Here is a 19,997-nt window from a genome sequence, read left to right on the forward strand (position 1 = left end):
GCGCGGTGCGAAGGTGGCGCAGCCATGACCGGCAAGCATCGGGTGGCGGTGCTCGCGCTGGCACCGGTGGTCGGGTTCGATATGACGATCCCCCCGACCGTGCTGGGCAATGCGGCGACCGCCGACGGGACCAAGCTGTACGACGTGCGGATCTGCGGATTGAGCACCGACGCGGTGCCCACCACGATGGGTTATGCGATCGTCCCGCAGGCCGGTCCGGACTGGGTGGCGGCTGCCGACACGGTGATCGTGCCCGGTACGCAAATGCCGGGCCCGCGTCGGCACGGAACGCTTTCGCCGGAGTTGGCAGGGGTTCTCGCGACGATCCGGCCCGGCGCGCGGATCGTCTCCATCTGCACCGGCGCGTTCGTCCTCGCCGCCGCGGGACTGCTCGACGGCCGGCGGGCGACCTCGCACTGGTCGTTCGCCGACGACTTCCGGCGACTGTTCCCGCGGGTGCGGCTGGACGAGAACCTGCTGTTCGTCGAGGACGGAAACCTGTGCACCTCAGCGGGTTTGGCGGCCGGGCTGGATCTGTGCCTGCACCTGGTGCGCACCGATCACGGCAGCGAGGTCGCCAACCGGGTGGCGCGCTACTGCGTGGTGCCGCCATGGCGCGAGGGCGGCCAGTCGCAGTACATCGACCGCCACGTGCCCGAGGATGGCTCCGACGGCACGGCACCTACTCGAGCCTGGGCGCTGCGTCATCTCGACCACGACCTGGACCTGTCCGCCCTGTCCGCGCACGCCCGGATGAGCGTCCGTACCTTCACCCGCCGCTTCAAAGCCGAAACCGGCCTGGCCCCCGGGGCCTGGCTCCTTCAACAACGCCTGCGCCACGCCCGCCACCTGCTCGAATCCACCGACCTCCCGATCGACGAGGTCGCCCGCGCGGCCGGTCTGGGCACCGCCGCGTCCCTACGCCACCACATGCGCGCCGAACTGGGCGTCCCCCCGCTCGCCTACCGCAAGACCTTCCGATCCGGCCCGCAGCCGGAGCGAATCACGGCCCCGGCCACAAACCTGCCGGGGTGATGAGCGGTTCAGATGACAGCCGCGATCTGCGGTGCCAGGCGGACGCGTGCCGAACTGACAAGCGGCCGACACAGGCGGGAACGCGGGCCAGCACGGAGTCCTGGCTGGGTCGATGGCAGAGTTTTCGGTCATGCCGACGAATCCGACAGGTGTGTTCCACGAGGTTGCCCGGGAGGACCGCGCAACGGGCACCGGATCCGCGCTCGCCCACCTCGCCCCGGATCTGTGCACCGCTCTGTCCCGCGTCCGCTACGACGCCGACACGTTGCTCGAGGTCTTGGGCGAGGACGCGCACACCGCGCTCGGACGTTCCGAGCCGGTACCGGTGCGCCGGGCCGCCCGTGACGCCGGTGAGTTGGGCACGCTGGTGCGGCTGCTGCTGCTCGGCGATCCGGTCCCGGAATACGAGGCGAGTGCGGCCCTCGCACCCGTCGGAATCGACCGCGCGATCGCCGCGGGACTACTAGACCGCGACGGCGACGAGATCCGCGCCGCCCTCGACCTGCGTCCGCTCGATCTCGGCGCCGGCCCCCGCTGGGTGCTGTCGGACCTGGACGACAGTATGCGGCGGCGCACGCTGAGCGCCGACCACGTACTCGGCGTCGGGCAGGCCTCGCTGTCGCTGCTGCGCGCCACCCCTACCGCGCCGGTCGGCACCGTCCTGGACCTGGGCACCGGCTGCGGCGTGCAGGCCGTGCACGCCGCCGCGTACGCGGACACGGTCACCGGCACCGACGTCAGCAGGCGCGCGTTGTGGCTGGCCGGGGCGACCGCCGCGCTCAACGGCCTCGATATCGAATTGCTGGAAGGGGCCTGGTTCGAGCCGGTCGCCGGGCGGCGCTTCGACCAGATCGTCGCGAATCCCCCGTTCGTGGTCGGCCCGGCCCGCGTCGAGCACACCTACCGCGACTCCGGGCTGGCGCTCGACGGCGCCAGTGAATTGGTCGTCTCCCGCGCGCCCGAACTGCTGAACCCGGGCGGCACCGCGGCCATGCTGGCCTCGTGGGTGCACGTGGCCGGCGAGGACTGGCGCACCCGGGTGGCATCCTGGCTGCCCGACCACGGCGTCGACGCCTGGATCGTGCAGCGCGACGTCGCCGACCCCGCCCTCTACGTCGGAACCTGGCTGCGCGATGCCGGGCTGGATCCACGCGACCCGCAGGCCCAACGGCGAGCCGAGCGCTGGCTGGACGCGTTCGCGGCGGCGGAGGTCGAGGGCATCGGATTCGGATTCGTCTACCTGCGCGCGGTCGACGGGCCCACCGAGGTGCTCGCCGAGGACCTGACCCACGGCTTCGACGACCCGCTGGGCGCCGAGGCCACCGCGTACTTCCGGCGATCGGCCTGGCTGCGCGCGGTCGCTGCGGACGAAAACCGTGCCTGGACTTCACGATTCGAGGTCGACCCCGCCACCGCGCTGGAACGCGTCTTCCTGCCCGGGACCGAGGGCTGGGAACCGGCCGTGGTCCGGCTGCACCGCGGCAACGGACCCCGCTGGCAGCACGAGATCGACGACACCGCCGCCGCCCTGCTGGCGGGAATGCGCGCGGACGGCCTGCCGTTGGAAGAACTGGTCGAATTGCTGGCAATCGGCCACACCGGCACCACAGCCACATCGGAATTGCGCGCCGCGGCCCTCTCCATCACGACCGGATTGGTGCGGCACGGCCTGATCCGCCCCGTGTAGTCACGGGCCTCGGGGGTAGCCGTCGGGCAACAGCGCGCACCCGACGTTCCCGGACCACTTGCTTCTTAGGAACTTCTCAGATGGAAGCGGTGAAACCCGCAGCTCAGCTGCGGTTTACCGGGACTGTGGCGGGGAACTTTCCCAGTGTCGGGTCCGTTGTTCGGAGTGAGACACCACCGACAGGAGGCAAGTCATGACAAGCCCCGCCACCACTGGAGTGCGCGCCAGCGAACAGGACCTCGACGCCCAGAGCCCCGCCGCCGACCTGGTACGGGTGTACCTGAACGGGATCGGCAAGACGGCGCTGCTCACGGCCGCCGACGAGGTCGAGCTGGCCAAGCGCATCGAGGCGGGCCTCTATGCCCAGCACCTGTTGGAAACGGGCAAGCGATTGTCCGCCACCCGCAAGCGGGACCTGGCGATCCTGGTTCGCGACGGTCAAGCCGCGCGCCAGCATCTCCTCGAGGCGAACCTGCGCCTGGTCGTGTCGCTGGCCAAGCGCTACACCGGTCGCGGCATGCCGCTGCTGGATCTGATCCAGGAGGGCAACCTGGGCCTGATCCGCGCGATGGAGAAGTTCGATTACACCAAGGGCTTCAAGTTCTCCACCTACGCCACCTGGTGGATCCGGCAGGCCATCACCCGCGGCATGGCGGATCAGAGCCGCACCATCCGGCTGCCCGTGCACCTGGTCGAGCAGGTCAACAAGCTCGCCCGGATCAAGCGCGAACTGCACCAGCAGCTCGGCCGCGAGGCCACCGACGCCGAACTGGCCGCCGAGTCGGGCATCCCGGAGGAGAAGATCGCCGATCTGCTCGACCACAGCCGCGACCCGGTAAGCCTGGACATGCCCGTCGGCAGTGACGAAGAAGCCCCGCTCGGCGATTTCATCGAGGACTCCGAGGCCACCTCGGCCGAGAGCGCCGTCATCGCCGGGCTGATGCACCGCGATGTGCGCAGCGTGCTGGCCACCCTGGACGAGCGTGAGCAGCAGGTCATCCGGCTGCGGTTCGGCCTGGACGACGGCCAGCCGCGCACGCTGGACCAGATCGGCAAGCTGTTCGGCCTGTCCCGCGAGCGAGTGCGCCAGATAGAGCGCGAGGTCATGGCGAAGCTGCGCAAGGGCGAGCGCGCCGATCGCCTGCGTGCCTACGCCAGCTGAGCGAACCGGGGCGATGACAGCCCCCCACAGACGCTGGGCCGTCCGGAATCCGGCCCAGCACCCCCGCGATGATCACGTGGGTTGGTGATCATCACGAGCGCCGACCGGCGGCCGCGCGGCCCGTCCCCTCCGGGCACAGCGCGAACCGGTCGGCGCTTACTCAGTGGATTTGGTCTATCCCGAGTTCCGCAGCGCCGTGGCCAGGCCGTTCATGGTGAGCAGGATGCCGCGTTCCACCAGTTCCGAGTCGTCGCCCGCGCGGCGACGCCGTAGCAGCTCGACCTGCATCTGGTTCAGCGGTTCCAGATAGGGGAAGCGGTTTCGGATCGACTCGGCCAAAGCGGGATTGTCGGCGAGCAGCTGATCGCTGCCGGTGACGGCGGCATGCATGCGGGCGGTGCGGTCGAATTCGTCGCGGATCATGCCGAAGATGGTGGCGCGCAACGCCGTATCCTCCACCAGCTCTGCGTAGCGGGCGGCGATGTCCAGGTCGGCCTTGGCCATCACCTGCGCCAGGTTCGACATCACCGTGCGGAAGAACGGCCACCGCCGATACAGGTCGGACAGCGTGGCGAGGCGCTGCGGGTCGTCGCCCACCCACTGCTCGATCGCCGAACCCGTGCCGTACCAGCCGGGCAGCATCACTCGCGACTGACTCCAGGCCATCACCCACGGGATCGCGCGCAGGTCACTGACCGAACTGGTCGGCTTTCTGGAGGCGGGGCGACTGCCCAGATTGAGGTCGGCCACCTCGGCGATCGGGGTGGACGCGCGGAAATAGTCGACGAAACCGGGTGTGTCGTGCACCAGCCGGGCGTACGCCTGCCGCGCCAGCTCGGCCAGCTCGTCGAACAGGTCGTAGGCCGGTTCGGCGTCCGCGCCCAAGCCCTCGACGTCCAGCAGCGTGGATTCCAGTGTGCCCGCGACCAGGGCCTCCAGGTTGCGATGCGCGGTGCCGCGCTCGGCGTACTTGGTGGAGATCACCTCGCCCTGCTCGGTGAGGCGCAGCGAGCCCCGCACGGCGCCGGCCGGTTGGGCGAGGATGGCGTCGTAACTGCGGCCACCGCCGCGACCGACCGTGCCGCCGCGACCGTGGAACAGCCGCAACCGGATACCGGTCTTGCGCGCCGCCTCCACCAGATCGAGTTCGGCGCGGTACAGCGCCCAGTTGGCGGCGAGGTAGCCGCCGTCCTTGTTGGAATCGGAGTATCCGAGCATGACCTCCTGCTGCATGCCGCGCGCCGCGACCAGCCGGTGGTAGGCCGGCACCTCCAGCGCGGCGACCAGGGTGTCGGCGCCCTGCCGCAGGTCGTCGATGGTTTCGAACAGCGGCACCACGCCGGTCGGGCTGGTCGGCGGAGCGTCCGCGTCGCCCGGGTCGAGGATGCCGGCTTCCTTCAGCAGCAGCGCGGCCTCCAGTACGTCGCTGACCGAGGTGCACATGCTGATGATCGAATTGGGCACGGTGTCGGGACCGAGATCGTCGAGGGCCGCTTTCGCCGCGCGCAGGACGCCGAGTTCCTTTGCGGCCAGCTCGCTGAGTCGTGCCGTCGGTCCGAGGAGCGGGCGGCGGGTGCTCAGTTCCGCGGCCAGCAGTTCGACGCGCTGCGGCTCGGGCAGGCTCGCGTAGTCCGGATGCACTCCCGCCCAGGCGAGCAGTTCCGCGACCACCTGTTCGTGCACCTCGGAGTTCTGGCGCATGTCCAGGCCCTGGAGGTGGAAGCCGAAAGTCTCGACCGCGCCGCGTAATCCGGCGAGGCGGTCGTCGGCGAGCAGCCCGTCGCCGGAGGCTCGCATCGAGGCGTCGACGGTGTTCAGGTCGTCGAGCAGTTCCTGTGGGAGGGTGTAGGGACGGGCTGTGCGTTGCGCGGCCCGGTCGTCCACCGGACCGACGCCTTCGCCCGGTACCTCGCCCAGCGCCCGGAGCGCGGTGGCCGTCAGCCGCGCCCGGATGCCGCGCAGCGCCCGCCGGTACGGTTCGTCGGCGCGCTGCGGGGAATCGTCGAAACCGGCGTCGGTCAGTTCCGCCAGCTCGGGGGTGATCGGCACCAGACGCGCCGACTGTGACAGCGATTTCTCCAGTCCCACAAGCTCTTTCAAATAGTGACCGATCGCGACAGCACCCGCGCGATGGGTAGCGCGGTGTACCACCTCGGCGGTGACGTTGGGATTCCCGTCGCGGTCGCCGCCGATCCAGGAGCCCGGGCGCAAGATGGGGCGGCCGAGCAGGTCGCGGCCGGGCCAGCGGGCGCGCAGCGCGTCGCGGACCTCGGCGTTGATACGCGGGATGACCTCGAGCAGGGTCAGGTCGTAGTAGCGCAGGCCCACCTCGATCTCGTCCTGAATACGCAGACGCGCCAACCGGATCAGGGCGGTGCGCCACAGCAGCAGGATCTGGCGGCGGAGCTGGGTGTCGATCTCGGCGTACTCCGGCTCCGCCGCGGTGTAGCGCTGGCGGCGGCGCATCAGTTCGGTGATGCGGGCCTGCACATCGAAGACCGTGCGGCGGCGCGTCTCGGTGGGATGGGCGGTGATCACGGGCGACATCAGCGCGTCGGACAGCAGCTCGGCCACCGCGTCGCCGTCGGGCCGGGCGGCGTCGAGCTTGCGGTAGGTGGCGGCGAGGCTGGACTCCTGCGGCGGCTCCCCCGCCGCGACGTGCACCGCGCGCCGGCGGTCGCGCTGCAGGTCTTCGGCCAGATTGGCCAGCAGGAGGAAGTGACTGAAGGCCCGGATCAATGGCAGGGCCACGCGAATGTCGGTGTCGCGCAACATATCCGCGACTGCACTGCGCTCCACTTCGGACCGGCGCACCCGGAACGCCTCCACCCGGACCCGTTCGATGAGGTCGAACACCTCGGGCCCCTCGTGGTCGCGAATCGTCTCGCCCAGGACGGCACCCAGGAAACGGATGTCGTCCCGCAGTGGCGCGGTGGCAGCCTCGATCTGATCTTCGCGCATAGGGCCAGTATCGACCATCGGCGCCCGGGCACCAGGGTGGCACCGGTCACGCCGGGATGGCGGGGGCCGCGCGCTGTGGACTCGATCACCGGTATGCCCCGCAATAGCCGGTGCCGACCCGCGAGTTCCGCAAGCGTGCGAGTCCTCATTGTTCGCAGCTATTCGGCCGGCGTCGGCGCCCTTGGTTTCAGTGCGGGCGGGGTTCGGTGCGGGTTAGGCCAGGCGGCGCGGGCCTATGTCGAAGCGGCTGGGTTCGGGGCCGATTCTGGCTCGGGCGTAGAGGATTTCGGCGCCTCGGGGGAGGCGAGGATTGGTTCTACGGAGAGTTCGCGGATTTCGGGGTGGTCGTCGCAGAGTGCTGAGATGCGTTGGGCCAGTTCGGCGAGGGCTGGTTTGTCGACCGGTTCGCCGATGGTCTTGCCCGGGACTCCGGTCTGTCCGTCCAGCAGGGGGGCGGCACGCGGCGCGTCTATCAGGGCGACCGACTCGGCCTCGGTGAGCGGGAGGGCGCGGTAGACCCGGTCGCCGAGTAGGTCGATGATGGTGCCCGAGAGGCCGAAGCTGATCACCGAGCCGAACGACGGATCGTCCTGTACCCGCAGGACACACCCCACGCCCTTGGTCGCCATGCGCTGGATGTGCACCACCTCGTTGCCGGAGACCTCGGCCAGGTCGGTGTAGCCGCGCCGCACCGCGGAGGGCCGCCACAGGTCCAGGCGCACGCCGGTCAGGTCGGGGCGGTTGCGCCACAGCTCGCCGGTCGCCTTCGCCGCCACCGGATATCCCAGCTCCGCGGCCGCGTGCTCGGCACCGTCCTCGTCGCGCACCTCGCGGAATTCGACCACCCGGATGCCGTAGCAGGCCAGCAGGTCGACCGCCTCGAGGTCGCCGAGCCAATGACCCTCGGGCGCGCGGGACATCCACTCCCCCACCAGATTCCGGGCGCGTTCGGTGTCCACGTCGGCGGGTCGCACAATGAGCGAGGCAGGCCGGGTGCGCCAGTCGGCGTAGCGGCGCACCCGCGCCAGTGCCCGCGCGGCCCGCTCGGGATCCGGATACGACGGGATCGACCCGTGCTCCACGGTGCCGCCCGCGCCCCGGACCGTGAGCAGATTCGGCATGCCGTGATCGGCGACGAACGTGGTGAGCACCGGTTTCGTGCCCGTCTGCGCGCCGGTGCGGATCGCCTCCGCGTAGGCCGTCACCGAGACCGGGACCGGCGGGGCGAAGATCACGATCACCGCGTCGGTATCGGGCGAATCCATCGCCGCCGCCACCGCCGTCAGGAAATCGGCGGGCGCGGCCTGCGGTCCCAGATCGGTCGGGGCGCGCACGGCCAGCCCCTCGCCGCGGGCCGCGTCGACCGCCAGCCAGCCCAGCGCGGCGCTGTTGCCGATCACCGCGAGCCGCGGACCGCTCGGCAGCGGCTGGTAGGCCAGCAGCATCGCGCAGTCGAACAGTTCGGAGATGGTGTCCACCTGCACGATTCCCGCCTGGGCGAACAGGTCGCGTTCCACCGAGCGTTCCAGCGCGCTGACCGGGACCGTGCGAGTGGCGTTGCGGCCGCTGCTGACGGCCACGATGGGTTTGCTGCGCGCCACCCGCCGCGCGATCCGGGAGAATTTGCGCGGATTGCCGAAGGTCTCCAGATACAGCAGCACCACATCGGTGTCCGGGTCGGTATCCCAGTACTGCAGCAGGTCGTTGCCGGAGACGTCGGCGCGGTTGCCGGCGGAGACGAAGGTCGACAGGCCCAGTTTGCGGGCGGCCGCCTCGCCCAGGATGGCCGCGCCCAGCGGGCCGGACTGGCAGAAGAACCCGACCCGGCCGCGGCCGGGCAGCACCGAGGCCAGCGTGGCGTTCAGCGACACCGCGGGATCGGTGTTGGCGATGCCCAGCGCGCTCGGGCCCACGACGCGCATGCCGTGCCCGCGCACCGCGTCGACCAGATCGCGTTCCGCGGCGAATCCGGCCGGGCCGGTCTCGGAGAATCCGGCGGTGAGCACGACCAGGCCCTTGACCCCCTTGGCCATACAGTCGTCGAGGACCGACTGGATCTCGGTGGCGGGCACGGCCACGACGGCCAGGTCGACCTCGTCGGGGATGTCGCGCACCGTCGCGTAAGCGCGCACCCCGCGCACCGAACCGCGATTCGGATTAACCGGGTACACCGGCCCTTGGAACACCCCCGACAGCAGATTCGCCAGCACCGCGCCGCCGACTCGCCCCGCGGACGGAGTGGCGCCGATGACCGCCACCGATCCCGGGCTGAGCAGATTGCCGACGCTGCGCGCCTCGGAGGCCCGCTCGCGCGAATCCCGCACCGACAGCAGCGCCTCGGTCGGATCGATCGCGAATTCCAGATGCAGCACCGAACCGTCACGGCTGCGCTGCACCTGGTAGCCCGCGTCGCGGAACACCGTCACCATCGCGTTGTTCTCCGCCAGCACCTCGGCGACGAAGGTCGCGATGTCGTTCTCGGCGGCCGCACCGGCCAGGTGCTCCAGCAGGATCGAGCCCAGCCCGCGGCCCTGATGGCCGTCGGCCACCACGAACGCCACCTCGGCCGCGCGCGGCCCGTCCCGATCCGACAGCAGTTCGTAGCGCCCGACCGCGATGATGGTCTCGCCCAGTTCGACCACCAGACCGACCCGATCGCGGTAGTCGACGTGGGTCGTGCGGTACAGGTCCTTCGGCGTCATGCGCGGGTACGGGCCGAAGTACCGCAGGTAACGCGTGCGGTCGGAGAGACCGGAGTGGAACCGCTGCAACGCCTCGGCGTCGCCCGGGGTGATCGGGCGCAGACGCACGACGCCGCCGTCGGCCGCGAGCACGTCGGCCACCCAGTGCTGCGGCGGAGGCGGCGGTTCCCGTGGTGTGTCGGGTCGGTCGGGTTCAGTCACGAGGATCCTCCGGGTCCAGGCCCAGCAGTCCGAATGTCGCTCGGCGGGTGGCCAGCACGGCCGTGTCGACGGCGCGCTGGGCGCGGTCCACCCGGGCGTCGCCGGTCTCGGGGGCGCCGCCCGGGCCGTCCCAGCGCGCGAAGGCGGTGTCACCGCCGTCACTCATGGTGTGCGGCGGCCGCACGGCCGGTGCGTAGGCGCGCACCTGTTCCAGCCAGTCGTCCGGAATCTCGGTGCCAGGGTCGATGTCCCGGTCCAGGGCGGTCGCGAGCAGATGCGTCCACGCCCGCGGCACCACGCGGATCAGCCCGTAGCCGCCCCCGCCGACGGCGAGCCAGCGGCCATCGGCATACCGGTCGGCGAGGTCGCGCATGGCCGCGAACGCCGCGCGCTGGCCGTCGACGGTCAGGTCCAGGTCGGCCAGTGGGTCCTCGCGGTGGGTGTCGACACCGCACTGGCTGATCAGGATCTGCGGCCGGAACGCCGCCAGCGCGCCCGGCACGACGGCGTGAAAACCGCGCAGCCACTGGGAATCCCGGGTGCCGGGCAGCATCGCCAGATTGAGCGCGGTGCCCTCGGCGGCGCCGCCGCCGGACTCCTCGGGCCAGCCGGTGTTGGGCCACAGCGTGGCCGGATGCTGGTGGATCGAGACGGTCAGCACCCGTGGATCGCCGTAGAACACTCGCTGCACGCCATCGCCGTGGTGGACGTCGACATCGACATAGGCGATGCGGTCGAACCCGTGGTCCAGCAACCACGAGATGGCCACGGCGACATCGTTGTAGATGCAGAACCCCGCCGCTGCGTCCGGCATCGCGTGGTGCATGCCGCCGCCGATGCTCACCGCCCGCCGGGTGCGCCCCGCGGCGATCTCGCCCGCGGCCGCGAGGGTGCCGCCGACGATCACCGAGGCCGCCTCGTGCATGCGCGGGAACACCGGGTTGTCGTCGGACCCCAGCCCGAACGGCGGCGACACCGGCGGCCCGCTGCCGGGCGGGACCGGCCGGGCCCGGCGGACGGCGTCGAGGTAGGCGGGCACGTGGACGCGCAGCAGGTCGGCCTCGGCCGCCGGATCGGGCGACAGCGTCTCGATGCCCTCCAGCAGTCCGAGCCCGTGGGCGAGGGCCATGGTGAAGCGCAGGCGAGCGGGCTTCATGGGGTGCGCCGGGGTCCAGCTGTAGTCCAGGAACCGGTCGGTCCACACCACGGTGGCGTCGCTTGCCATGATTGCCACGCTAATGCACGCCCCGGCCCGGTCCGGGTCGGTCGCGGGCCCGAGCCGAACACGGGGAAGCAGCGGACCCAATTTGTCGTTGTCATGCAGTAGAAATGCAAGACAGCGCGGACGTGTGCCGCGGCGGGCGCGCACCGAGGGCACGCCGGAGCCCTCCGGGTTGCCGCGGAACCCGCGAAATACGCTGACGCGCGGGATCGCAGCCGCGCGTAGGTAGAATTCGTGCCGACGAAGGGGTAACAGGTGAAGGATCTGGTCGACACCACGGAGATGTATCTCCGTACCATCTACGACCTCGAGGAGGAAGGCGTCACACCGCTGCGCGCGCGGATCGCCGAACGCCTCGAGCAGAGCGGCCCGACGGTGAGTCAGACGGTCGCTCGGATGGAGCGCGACGGTTTGCTGACCGTGGCGGGTGACCGGCACCTGGAACTCACCGACAAGGGCCGTGCCATGGCCGTCGCGGTGATGCGCAAGCACCGGCTCGCCGAGCGGCTCCTCGTCGACGTGATCGGCCTGGACTGGCAGAACGTGCACGCCGAGGCCTGTCGCTGGGAACATGTGATGAGCGAGGACGTCGAGCGCCGCCTCGTCGAGGTGCTCAACAACCCCACCACCTCCCCCTACGGCAACCCCATCCCCGGCCTGGACGAACTCGGCGTCATCCCGAACTCCTCCGACGAGGAGAAGCTGATCCGGCTCTCGGACCTGCCCGCGGGCCAGGTGTCGGCGGTGGTGGTGCGGCGGCTGTCCGAGCACATCCAGACCGACCCCGATGTCATCGGCCAGCTGCGCGAGGCCGGCGTGGTGCCCGACGCGCGCGTGACGGTAGAGACCAAGCCGGGTGTGGTGATCATCTCGGTGCCGGGCCACGAGGGTTACGAACTGTCCGACGAGATGGCGCACGCCGTCCAGGTAAGGCTGGTCTGAGGCATGAAACTTCTGGTAACCGGCGGCGCCGGCTACGTCGGCGGAGTGTGCGCGCAGGTCCTGATCGAGGACGGCCACGAGGTGGTGGTGGTCGACGATCTGTCCACCGGCAACGCGGACGGGGTGCCCAGTGGAGCGAAGTTCGTCGACGGCGATATCGCGACCGTCGGCGTGGAGCTGATCGAGTCCGAATCCTTCGACGGCGTACTGCATTTCGCCGCGCAGTCGCTGGTCGGCGAATCGGTACAGCAGCCGGAGAAGTACTGGCACGGCAACGTGGTGAAGACGCTGGCCCTGCTGGAAGCGATACGCCGCGCCGGAACTCCGCGGCTGGTGTTCTCCTCCACGGCGGCGGTGTACGGCGAGCCGGAACAGGTGCCGATCACCGAGGATTCGCCCACCCGGCCGACCAACCCGTACGGGGCGTCGAAGCTGGCCATCGATCACGCCATCACCTCCTATGCGGTGGCGCACGGGCTGGGCGCGACCAGCCTGCGCTATTTCAATGTCGCCGGCGCCTACGGCGGGCTCGGCGAGAACCGGGTGGTGGAAACGCATCTCATCCCCCTCGTGTTGCAGACGGCGCTGGGCCATCGGAAGTCGATCTCGGTGTTCGGCACCGACTACCCGACCCCCGACGGCACCGCCATCCGCGACTACATCCACATCCGCGATCTGGCACAGGCGCACCTGCTGGCGCTGGCCGATTCGCGGCCGGGCGAACACCGCATCTTCAATCTGGGCAGTGGCACCGGTTTCTCGGTCCGCCAGGTGATCTCGGCGTGCGAGCAGGTCACCGGACGCCCGATCGCCGCGGTGGACTCCCCGCGCCGGCCGGGTGATCCGGCCGTGCTGATCGCCTCCAGCGAACGCGCCATCGCCGAACTGGGCTGGATGCCGCGGCACAATGATCTCGACGAAATCGTCGCCGACGCCTGGGAATTCCTGCGCGCCCTCGGCGACCGTGCCCACAGCGCGCGGTAATCCCCTGGCGCACAACCATTGTCACGGCCCGCACCGGGACGGGTCGACGGGGAGTTCGACGCCGAGTTCGGCGGCCTTGGCCAGCCCGGACAGGGCGAGTTTGCGTATCTCGCTCGGGCGCATGCCGGTTCGCAGCGCGGTGTCGAGCAATTGCGCGAGACCGTGTTGCGGGTCGGCGTCCAGCGCCGCCTCCAGCGCGACCCCGGCGAACGGACCGTCGCCGTTGACATACGCGCTGTATCCGAGGAGGGTGGCCGCCTCGGCCCTGTCCGGACCGGTCAGCGACCGGCACACCATCGACCACAACACCTCGGCCGCGGGAGCCCGGTCGCCCAGGGCGAGCGCGAAGGTCGCGTCGCGGACCGCGCGGTCCCGCAGGGCGACAGCGACTTCCGCGATCTCGGCCGGGCCGATCCCGCCGTCGGGGTCGTCGATGTCCGAGATCCGCCGCAGCACCAGGTCCAGGGCAGAACGGGTATACGAGGCCGGTTCGCACCGGCACACCGCCTGCCGGTAGCGCTCCCGCGCGGTCCCGCTGACCTCACCGAGTACTTCGGCCACCGCGTCCCGGGACTGCGGGTCGAGCGCGACGACGGCGGTCATCTCCTCCCGTGACGACCGGATCGGGCGGCCGTCGAGCACGTGCGCCAGGGTGATCGGCGACGCCGCCGGATCGGCCTGCACTCCGGTGCCGGCGGGATCGAGCAGGCTCCACCACGGACTTTCGGCGGCGATCTCGCGCACCGCCCAGGCGTCGGCCAATTCGATGTCCTCGGCGTGCAGCGCACCGGCGAGCAGGCGCACCAGGTCGCGATGCCGTGCCGCGCGCGGACCGGGCCGCCCGGCCAGCGGCGGGGCGGCGCGGTCGTCCACGATCAGCGCGAGCACACCGGCCGCGCGCTCCTGCGCGCAGATCGCGGCCAATTGCCCGGCCACCCGCAGCCAGGCCCCGCAGCCTGGCACATCCAGATCGTGCCGCGCCAGTGCGCCGAGGTGGACCACACCGGGCCGATCGGGATCCTCCTGCAGCAGGCACGCCACCAGCGACCGCCGCGGCACGAATCCGAGAAGCGCGGGGACGGCCGCGACGAACTCGCCCGCCTCGTCTATCCGCAGCCGTGGACATTCCCACAGCGGTGCCGTCACGGCATCCGGCCCGGCAGACGGAGTCTTCGCGCCCGATCCGGAGTGGCCTCGGGGCGGGTGAGGGGAACTGCGGCGTTCGGCACCGGAGGCGGAGTCGTTGCCTGCTGATGCGGGATCGGCGGGAGATGTCATGTGGCCCAGCGTGCTCCGGCCCCGCCCCGCCTCCAGAGCGCCGAACTGGGCTTTCATTCGCTCTGGGGACAACCCGCGGCCTGTGGAGGACACGGCTGCCGAGGCCCGAGCACACGCCGTTCTGTCATCCGTCCTTGCTATAGTCCACGCGGGCAACCACATTCGCAGACCGGGGCGGAAGACGGTGCCGAGATGTCAGTCCGACACGGCGTTCAGCGCGGCCAACTCCTCCTCCGACAACCGCAACTCCCCCACCGGCAGCAGATCGGCCAGCTGTTCCGGCGTGCGGGCGCTCGCGATCGGAGCGGCGACGGTGGGCTGCGCGGCCAGCCAGGCCAGCGCGACCGCGGCGACCGAGACACCGTGGGCGGCGGCGATGAGATCCAGCTCGGTCAGTACCCGCGCGCCCCGCTCGTCGAGATAGGCCGCGGCGCCCTGAGCGCGTGGACTGTCCACCTCCGCGCCCGGACGGTACTTCCCGGTCAGAAAGCCCTTGGCCAGCGCGTAGTAGGGCACGGTCGCGAGATTCTCGGCCTCGGCCAGCGGCAGCACGTCGTGTTCGAAGCCGGTCCGCTCCATCAGGTTGTAGTGCGGCTGCACGGCCACGTACCGGGCCAGACCCTCCCGATCGGCCACGGCCAGCGCCTCCCGGATGCGGTCGGGACTCATATTGGACACCGCCACGTACCGCACCTTGCCCGCGCGCACCAGCGCGTCGTGGGCGGCGACGATCTCGGCCACCGGGGTCTCCGGGTCGTCGTAGTGCGCGTAATACAGGTCGATGTACTCGGTGCCGAGCCGCCGCAGCGACGCCTCGACCGCGCCGTGGATTGCCTTCGAGGACAGCCCGTCGAACGGGGCCAGCCGCCCGCCCTTGGTGGCGAGCACGACGCGGTCGCGATTGCCGCGCGCGGCCACCCACGCGCCGAGGACGGTCTCGGACTCGCCGCCGCTGTTCCCGGGAGCCCAGGCCGAGTAGACGTCGGCGCTGTCGACGAAGTTCCCGCCGGCCTCGGCGTAGGCGTCCAGCACCGCGAACGAACCGTCCCGGTCCGCGGTCCAGCCGAAGACGTTGCCGCCGAGGCAGAGAGGGAATACGTCCAGATCGGTCGTACCGAGTGGGGCCATGATCACGAACGTACCCCCGCGGCGCGCCGTGTACACGGGCCGACACGATCACGCCGCGACAGCTACCGCACTCAGCCCTTCCCGACGTTCCCGACCGCGACGCCGAACACGTGATCCAGCGCGGCCGTATCGGGTGCGCCGTCCCCGAACGTCATATAGGTCGCGTTGACGCGCACGTCGCCGATCTGCGCCAGCCGGGTGCGCATCGACTGGGTGAGCCCCGGCCCGCCGATCGGCCCGGACACCGTGCGGCGCACCGCGAGCGCGTCGTCGGCGGCCACGGCCGGAGCCGGATCCAGCTGGGTGACAACGGCGTTCGCGAGCGGCCCGCGCTGCACGCGCACGGCGTGACAGCGCCCCAACTGCTCGCGCAGCGCGGTCAGCGGCTGATCGGAGCGGGACAGTTCGACCGTGAGTGTGGCGCGGGTCTCGCCGTGCGTACCGACCACGACCGCGGTGCGATCGGCGCCGAACCGCGGCGGCGCGGGAGCGCAGTCCTCGGGATCGGCGTGGGCGCCCGCGGGTATGCCCACCACATCGCCGACCGCCTTGCGGGCTTGGTCGGCCGGTAGCACCACGGCCGTATACCCCGCCGGGAAGCTGTCCGGACGGGGCAGCAGCGCCGGCAGGGCGGTGCCGACGTGCCGGGTAATGGTGGTCTGCCGCAGTGCTTCCGGATGCCCCGCCACCGTCGACCCGCAGCCCGCGAGCAGCCCCGCCAGCAGCACGCCGCCCACTGCGCGCGCGACCGCACAATCCTCGAGACGCGGCCGCGGGCCAGGCGAGTCCGGCACGATCACCCGACTCACTATGCCCAACACTCGCCGTTCGCCGGAACCGCCACGCCGCGATGCCCGCGCGGGAATGCGAGCCGCCCCCGGCCGGTTGTTGGAGGCAGTGGTGCCCCCACCCGGCGCGGCCTCCGAAGAACATGAGAGACAATGAAGGTGGTCCGCGACCTCACATCCGCCGTCGGTTGTGACGACAAGCCCGGACGACACCCCGTGACGACGGATTTCACGTCGGGAACGGTCGCCCCGGCGCGCCGGATGCGGGCGGACCACGCAGGAAGGAGTACGCGATGGACTACGAGTCGCGAATGTACGAGCTGGAGTTCCCCGCTCCGCAGCTGTCGTCCGCCGACGGCGCTGGTCCGGTGCTGGTGCACGGGTTGGAGGGATTCACCGACGCCGGTCACGCGGTACGCCTGGCGACCACGCATCTACGCGAGAGCCTGGAGTCGGAGCTGGTCGCCTCGTTCGACGTGGACGAACTGCTCGACTACCGGTCGCGGCGGCCGCTGATGACGTTCAAGACCGATCACTTCTCCGATTACGCCGACCCGGAGCTGAATCTGTGGGCGCTGCGCGACACCGCGGGCACCCCGTTTCTGCTGCTGGCCGGGTTGGAACCGGATTTGCGGTGGGAGAAATTCGTCACGGCCACCCGTTTGCTGGCCGAGCAGCTGGGCGTGCGCCGCACCATCGGCCTGTCCGCCATCCCGATGGCCATCCCGCACACACGGCCCCTGGGCGTCACCGCCCACGCCAGCGACCGGGACCTGATCGGCGAGCATCAGCGCTGGCCGGGCGAGTTGCAGGTGCCGGGCAGCGCGTCATCACTGCTGGAGTACCGGATGGCGCAGCACGGCCACGAATCCATCGGATTCTCGGTGCACGTGCCGCACTACTTGGCGCAGACCGCCTATCCGGAGGCCGCACAGACGCTGCTGGAGAACGTCGCGGAGAACGCCGACCTGGAGCTGCCGCTGGCGGCGCTCAGTGAGGCCGCGGCCCGGGTGCGGGAACAGGTCAACGAGCATATCGCCGGGAACACCGAGGTCGAGACGGTGGTGAACGCGCTGGAGCGGCAGTACGACAGCTTCGTCACCGCACAGGAGCGCCAGTCGAGCCTGCTCGCCCGCGAGGCCGACCTCCCGACCGGCGACGAGCTGGGCGCCGAATTCGAGCGTTTCCTGGCCGAGCAGTCCGGTCTCGGCGACGGCGACGGTTCCGAGGGCGGCGACCTGCGGTAAGTACGCGGTTTGCGAAGGCCGGGGGCTGTCCCGGTAACGTTGCGGCACGTGCAGCTGTCCGATCTGATCCCCGACCGTGTCGTGCCCGACGTGGACGCGGACTGGCTGTACGAAACCTTCGCCGACTGGACCAGCGCGCAGGGCCTCACGCTGTACCCGGCGCAGGAGGAGGCGCTGCTCGAGCTGATGACCGGCGGGAACGTCATCCTCGCGACGCCGACCGGATCGGGTAAGTCCATGGTGGCGGTCGGCGCCCACTTCGCCGCCCTCAACCGCGGCGAACGCAGCTACTACACCGCGCCGATCAAGGCGCTGGTCAGCGAGAAGTTCTTCGCGCTGTGCGAGGTGTTCGGCGCCGACCGGGTCGGCATGGTGACCGGCGACGCCGCCGTGAACCCGACCGCCCCGATCATCTGCGCGACCGCGGAGATCCTGGCCAACCTGGCGCTGCGCGAGGGCGCGGCCGCCGACGTCGGCCAGGTGGTGATGGACGAATTCCACTTCTACGCCGATCCGGACCGCGGCTGGGCCTGGCAGGTGCCGCTGCTCGAATTGCCGAAGGCGCAGTTCCTGCTGATGTCGGCGACGCTCGGCGAGGTCGACTTCTTCGCCCGCGACCTGGAACACCGCACCGGCCGCTCCACCGCCATCGTCGCGGGTTCGGAACGCCCTGTCCCCCTGACCTTTTCCTACCGGCGCACGCCGATCACCGAGACACTCGAGGAACTGGTGACCACCCATCAGTCCCCCGTCTACGTCGTGCATTTCACCCAGGCCGCCGCCCTGGAACGCGCGCAGGCTCTCACCAGCGTCAACTTCGCGAGCAAGGCACAGAAGGACGCCATCGCCGAGGCGATCGGCTCGTTCCGATTCTCCAGCGGCTTCGGCAAGACGCTGTCGCGGCTGATCCGGCACGGGATCGGCGTCCACCACGCCGGCATGCTGCCCAAGTACCGGCGACTGGTGGAACGCCTCGCCCAGGAGGGGCTGCTGCAGGTCGTCTGCGGCACCGACACGCTGGGCGTCGGTATCAACGTGCCGATCCGGACGGTGCTGCTCACCGGGCTCACCAAATTCGACGGCGTGCGCACCCGCCGCCTCAAGGCGCGCGAGTTCCATCAGATCGCGGGACGGGCCGGGCGCGCCGGATACGACACCACCGGCACGGTCGTGGTGCAGGCGCCCGAGCACGAGGTCGAGAACACCCGGATGCTGGCCAAGGCCGGCGACGACCCGAAGAAACAGCGAAAAGTGCAGCGGCGCAAGCCTCCCGAGGGCTTCGTGTCGTGGTCCGAGGAGACCTTCGATCGTCTGGTCGCCGCGCAGCCCGAGCCGATGGTGTCGCGCTTCCGTGTCACGAATTCGTTGCTGCTCAACGTGATCGCGCGCCCTGGCAACTGCTTCGCCTCGATGCGGCACCTGCTCGAGGACAATCACGAGCCGCGGCCCGCGCAGCGCAAACATATTCTGAAAACCATCCGGCTGTATCGGGCGCTGCGCGACGCCGGGGTCGTCCAGCAACTCGACGAGCCCGACGAGTATGGCCGCCGCGCCCGGCTGACCATCAACCTGCAGCGCGATTTCGCCCTCGATCAGCCGCTGTCACCGTTCGCCCTGGCCGCGCTGGAGCTACTTGACAGGGACGCGCCGACCTACACACTGGATGTGGTGTCCATCATCGAATCCACGCTGGAGGACCCGCGTCAGCTGCTGCTCGCCCAGCAGCACAAGGCGCGCGGCGCGGCCATCGCGGAGATGAAGGCCGACGGCATCGAGTACGACGAGCGCATGGAGCTCATCGAGGACATCACCTGGCCGAAACCGCTCGCCGAACTGATCGAGCCGGCCTTCGAGACCTACCGCGCGGGCCATCCGTGGATGTCCGAGTTCAGCCCGTCGCCGAAGGCGGTGGTGCGCGAAATGATCGAGCGCGCACTGACTTTCGCCGAACTCGTGAGCGAGTACGAGCTGGCCCGCTCGGAGGGCATGGTGCTGCGGTACCTGGCCGACGCCTATCGCGCGCTGCGCCGCACCGTGCCCGAGACCGCCCGCACCGAGGAACTCGAGGATCTGACCGAGTGGCTCGGCGAACTGGTCCGCCAGGTGGATTCGAGCCTGCTCGACGAGTGGGAGCAGCTCACCGATCCGGGCGCGGAGATCGATGCCGAACAGCTGGCGTTCGGCGCGGAGACGGTACGGCCGATCTCGGCCAACGAGCGCTCGTTCCGGGTGCTCGTCCGCAACGCCGTGTTCCGCCGCGTCGAACTGGCGGCGCTGCACCGCTGGCAGACCCTGGCCGAACTCGACGACGGCCCGGACTGGGAGCGCGACCTCGCGCCCTACTTCGCCGAGTACGGGGAGATCGGCACCGGCCCCGACGCGCGCGGACCGCGGCTGTTCCAGGTCGAGCAGCGGCCCGGCTTCTGGCATGTGCGCCAGGTGCTCGACGATCCGGCCGACGACCACGGCTGGTCCGTCGACGCCATCGTGGACCTGGCCGAATCCGACGCCGCCGGCGAAGTGGTGTTCGACGAGGTGACGGTGACGGCCGGATGATCCCCGCCGGAACCCTGTCCGCGCTCCGAAGACCCGTCCCGATTTCTCCGGCCCTCCGCTGATACTCTCTCGCTCGCTGCCCGCGGCGGGAGGCTGCCCAGAAG

Annotated in this window: 12 protein-coding genes and 1 pseudogene; 7 read left to right on the forward strand and 6 right to left on the reverse strand. The window is 70.6% G+C overall.

Annotated features, from left to right (window positions below; all coding sequences use genetic code 11):
* Positions 1–24 precede the first annotated feature (24 nt).
* The 3 genes from ACFMRZ_RS10695 (at position 25) to ACFMRZ_RS10705 (ending at position 3,884) form a co-directional block, all read left to right on the forward strand.
* Positions 25–1,035, forward strand: a complete 1,011-nt coding sequence (locus tag ACFMRZ_RS10695) for a GlxA family transcriptional regulator (RefSeq protein ID WP_400178992.1) — start codon at positions 25–27, stop codon at positions 1,033–1,035.
* A gap of 130 nt (positions 1,036–1,165) precedes the next feature.
* Positions 1,166–2,722 carry a methyltransferase gene (locus ACFMRZ_RS10700; protein WP_400178994.1) on the forward strand — a complete coding sequence of 519 codons (1,557 nt, stop codon included), beginning with the start codon at positions 1,166–1,168 and terminating at the stop codon, positions 2,720–2,722.
* A gap of 193 nt (positions 2,723–2,915) precedes the next feature.
* Positions 2,916–3,884 carry a sigma-70 family RNA polymerase sigma factor gene (locus ACFMRZ_RS10705; protein ID WP_187687864.1) on the forward strand — a complete coding sequence of 323 codons (969 nt, stop codon included), beginning with the start codon at positions 2,916–2,918 and terminating at the stop codon, positions 3,882–3,884.
* Positions 3,885–4,058: 174 nt separating this feature from the next.
* On the opposite strand, the gene ppc is transcribed toward ACFMRZ_RS10705, so the two are convergent.
* From ppc to ACFMRZ_RS10720, 3 genes and pseudogenes are all read right to left on the reverse strand, one after another.
* Complete coding sequence (ppc, locus tag ACFMRZ_RS10710; protein WP_400178995.1) at positions 4,059–6,845, reverse strand: phosphoenolpyruvate carboxylase; 2,787 nt, start codon at positions 6,843–6,845, stop codon at positions 4,059–4,061.
* A 213-nt stretch (positions 6,846–7,058) separates the two neighbouring features.
* A pseudogene (locus ACFMRZ_RS10715) lies at positions 7,059–9,748 on the reverse strand (GNAT family N-acetyltransferase).
* A complete protein-coding gene (locus ACFMRZ_RS10720) occupies positions 9,741–10,973 on the reverse strand; it encodes an acetoin utilization protein AcuC (protein WP_400178997.1) in 1,233 nt (410 codons plus the stop codon). Before ACFMRZ_RS10720 ends, ACFMRZ_RS10715 begins: the two are co-directional and overlap by 8 nt.
* Before the next feature lie 252 nt (positions 10,974–11,225).
* On the opposite strand from ACFMRZ_RS10720, the gene ACFMRZ_RS10725 reads away from it, so the two are divergent.
* Together ACFMRZ_RS10725 and galE are read left to right on the forward strand one after the other, a co-directional pair.
* Positions 11,226–11,912 carry a metal-dependent transcriptional regulator gene (locus ACFMRZ_RS10725; RefSeq protein WP_280276793.1) on the forward strand — a complete coding sequence of 229 codons (687 nt, stop codon included), beginning with the start codon at positions 11,226–11,228 and terminating at the stop codon, positions 11,910–11,912.
* Positions 11,913–11,915: 3 nt separating this feature from the next.
* Positions 11,916–12,896: a UDP-glucose 4-epimerase GalE gene (gene galE, locus ACFMRZ_RS10730; RefSeq protein ID WP_400178998.1), complete on the forward strand. Its 981-nt coding sequence runs from the start codon at positions 11,916–11,918 to the stop codon at positions 12,894–12,896.
* Positions 12,897–12,917: 21 nt separating this feature from the next.
* Here galE and ACFMRZ_RS10735 read toward each other — a convergent pair whose 3' ends face one another.
* The 3 genes from ACFMRZ_RS10735 to ACFMRZ_RS10745 all read right to left on the reverse strand — a co-directional run bounded on the left by ACFMRZ_RS10735 (position 12,918) and on the right by ACFMRZ_RS10745 (position 16,102).
* The gene (locus tag ACFMRZ_RS10735) at positions 12,918–14,042 is read right to left on the reverse strand and encodes a DUF4192 domain-containing protein (protein ID WP_400178999.1); all 1,125 of its coding nucleotides are present in this window, start codon (positions 14,040–14,042) and stop codon (positions 12,918–12,920) included.
* Between the two features lie 327 nt (positions 14,043–14,369).
* On the reverse strand, positions 14,370–15,302 hold the full coding sequence (locus ACFMRZ_RS10740; RefSeq protein WP_400179000.1) for an aldo/keto reductase: 933 nt from the start codon (positions 15,300–15,302) through the stop codon (positions 14,370–14,372).
* A gap of 71 nt (positions 15,303–15,373) precedes the next feature.
* Positions 15,374–16,102 carry a DUF5642 family protein gene (locus ACFMRZ_RS10745; RefSeq protein ID WP_400179001.1) on the reverse strand — a complete coding sequence of 243 codons (729 nt, stop codon included), beginning with the start codon at positions 16,100–16,102 and terminating at the stop codon, positions 15,374–15,376.
* Positions 16,103–16,383: 281 nt separating this feature from the next.
* Between ACFMRZ_RS10745 and ACFMRZ_RS10750 the strand changes: the two genes are divergently transcribed.
* Complete coding sequence (locus ACFMRZ_RS10750; protein WP_400179002.1) at positions 16,384–17,337, forward strand: PAC2 family protein; 954 nt, start codon at positions 16,384–16,386, stop codon at positions 17,335–17,337.
* Positions 17,338–17,385: 48 nt separating this feature from the next.
* Entirely contained in the window at positions 17,386–19,893 is a 2,508-nt protein-coding gene (locus tag ACFMRZ_RS10755; protein WP_400179003.1) for a DEAD/DEAH box helicase, read from the forward strand.
* Positions 19,894–19,997: the final 104 nt, after the last annotated feature.

Source organism: Nocardia sp. N2S4-5 (genome assembly GCF_044628355.1).
Taxonomy (GTDB): Bacteria; Actinomycetota; Actinomycetes; order Mycobacteriales; family Mycobacteriaceae; genus Nocardia; species Nocardia wallacei_B.

Excerpts from the sequence above, each read along its gene's own strand:
- ACFMRZ_RS10695 (WP_400178992.1), top strand. The coding sequence starts at position 25 with ATGACCGGCAAGCATCGGGTGGCGGTGCTCGCGCTGGCACCGGTGGTC.
- ppc (WP_400178995.1), bottom strand. The coding sequence starts at position 6,845 with ATGCGCGAAGATCAGATCGAGGCTGCCACCGCGCCACTGCGGGACGAC.
- ACFMRZ_RS10705 (WP_187687864.1), top strand. The coding sequence starts at position 2,916 with ATGACAAGCCCCGCCACCACTGGAGTGCGCGCCAGCGAACAGGACCTC.
- ACFMRZ_RS10700 (WP_400178994.1), top strand. The coding sequence starts at position 1,166 with ATGCCGACGAATCCGACAGGTGTGTTCCACGAGGTTGCCCGGGAGGAC.
- ACFMRZ_RS10750 (WP_400179002.1), top strand. The coding sequence starts at position 16,384 with ATGGACTACGAGTCGCGAATGTACGAGCTGGAGTTCCCCGCTCCGCAG.
- ACFMRZ_RS10740 (WP_400179000.1), bottom strand. The coding sequence starts at position 15,302 with ATGGCCCCACTCGGTACGACCGATCTGGACGTATTCCCTCTCTGCCTC.
- ACFMRZ_RS10720 (WP_400178997.1), bottom strand. The coding sequence starts at position 10,973 with ATGGCAAGCGACGCCACCGTGGTGTGGACCGACCGGTTCCTGGACTAC.
- galE (WP_400178998.1), top strand. The coding sequence starts at position 11,916 with ATGAAACTTCTGGTAACCGGCGGCGCCGGCTACGTCGGCGGAGTGTGC.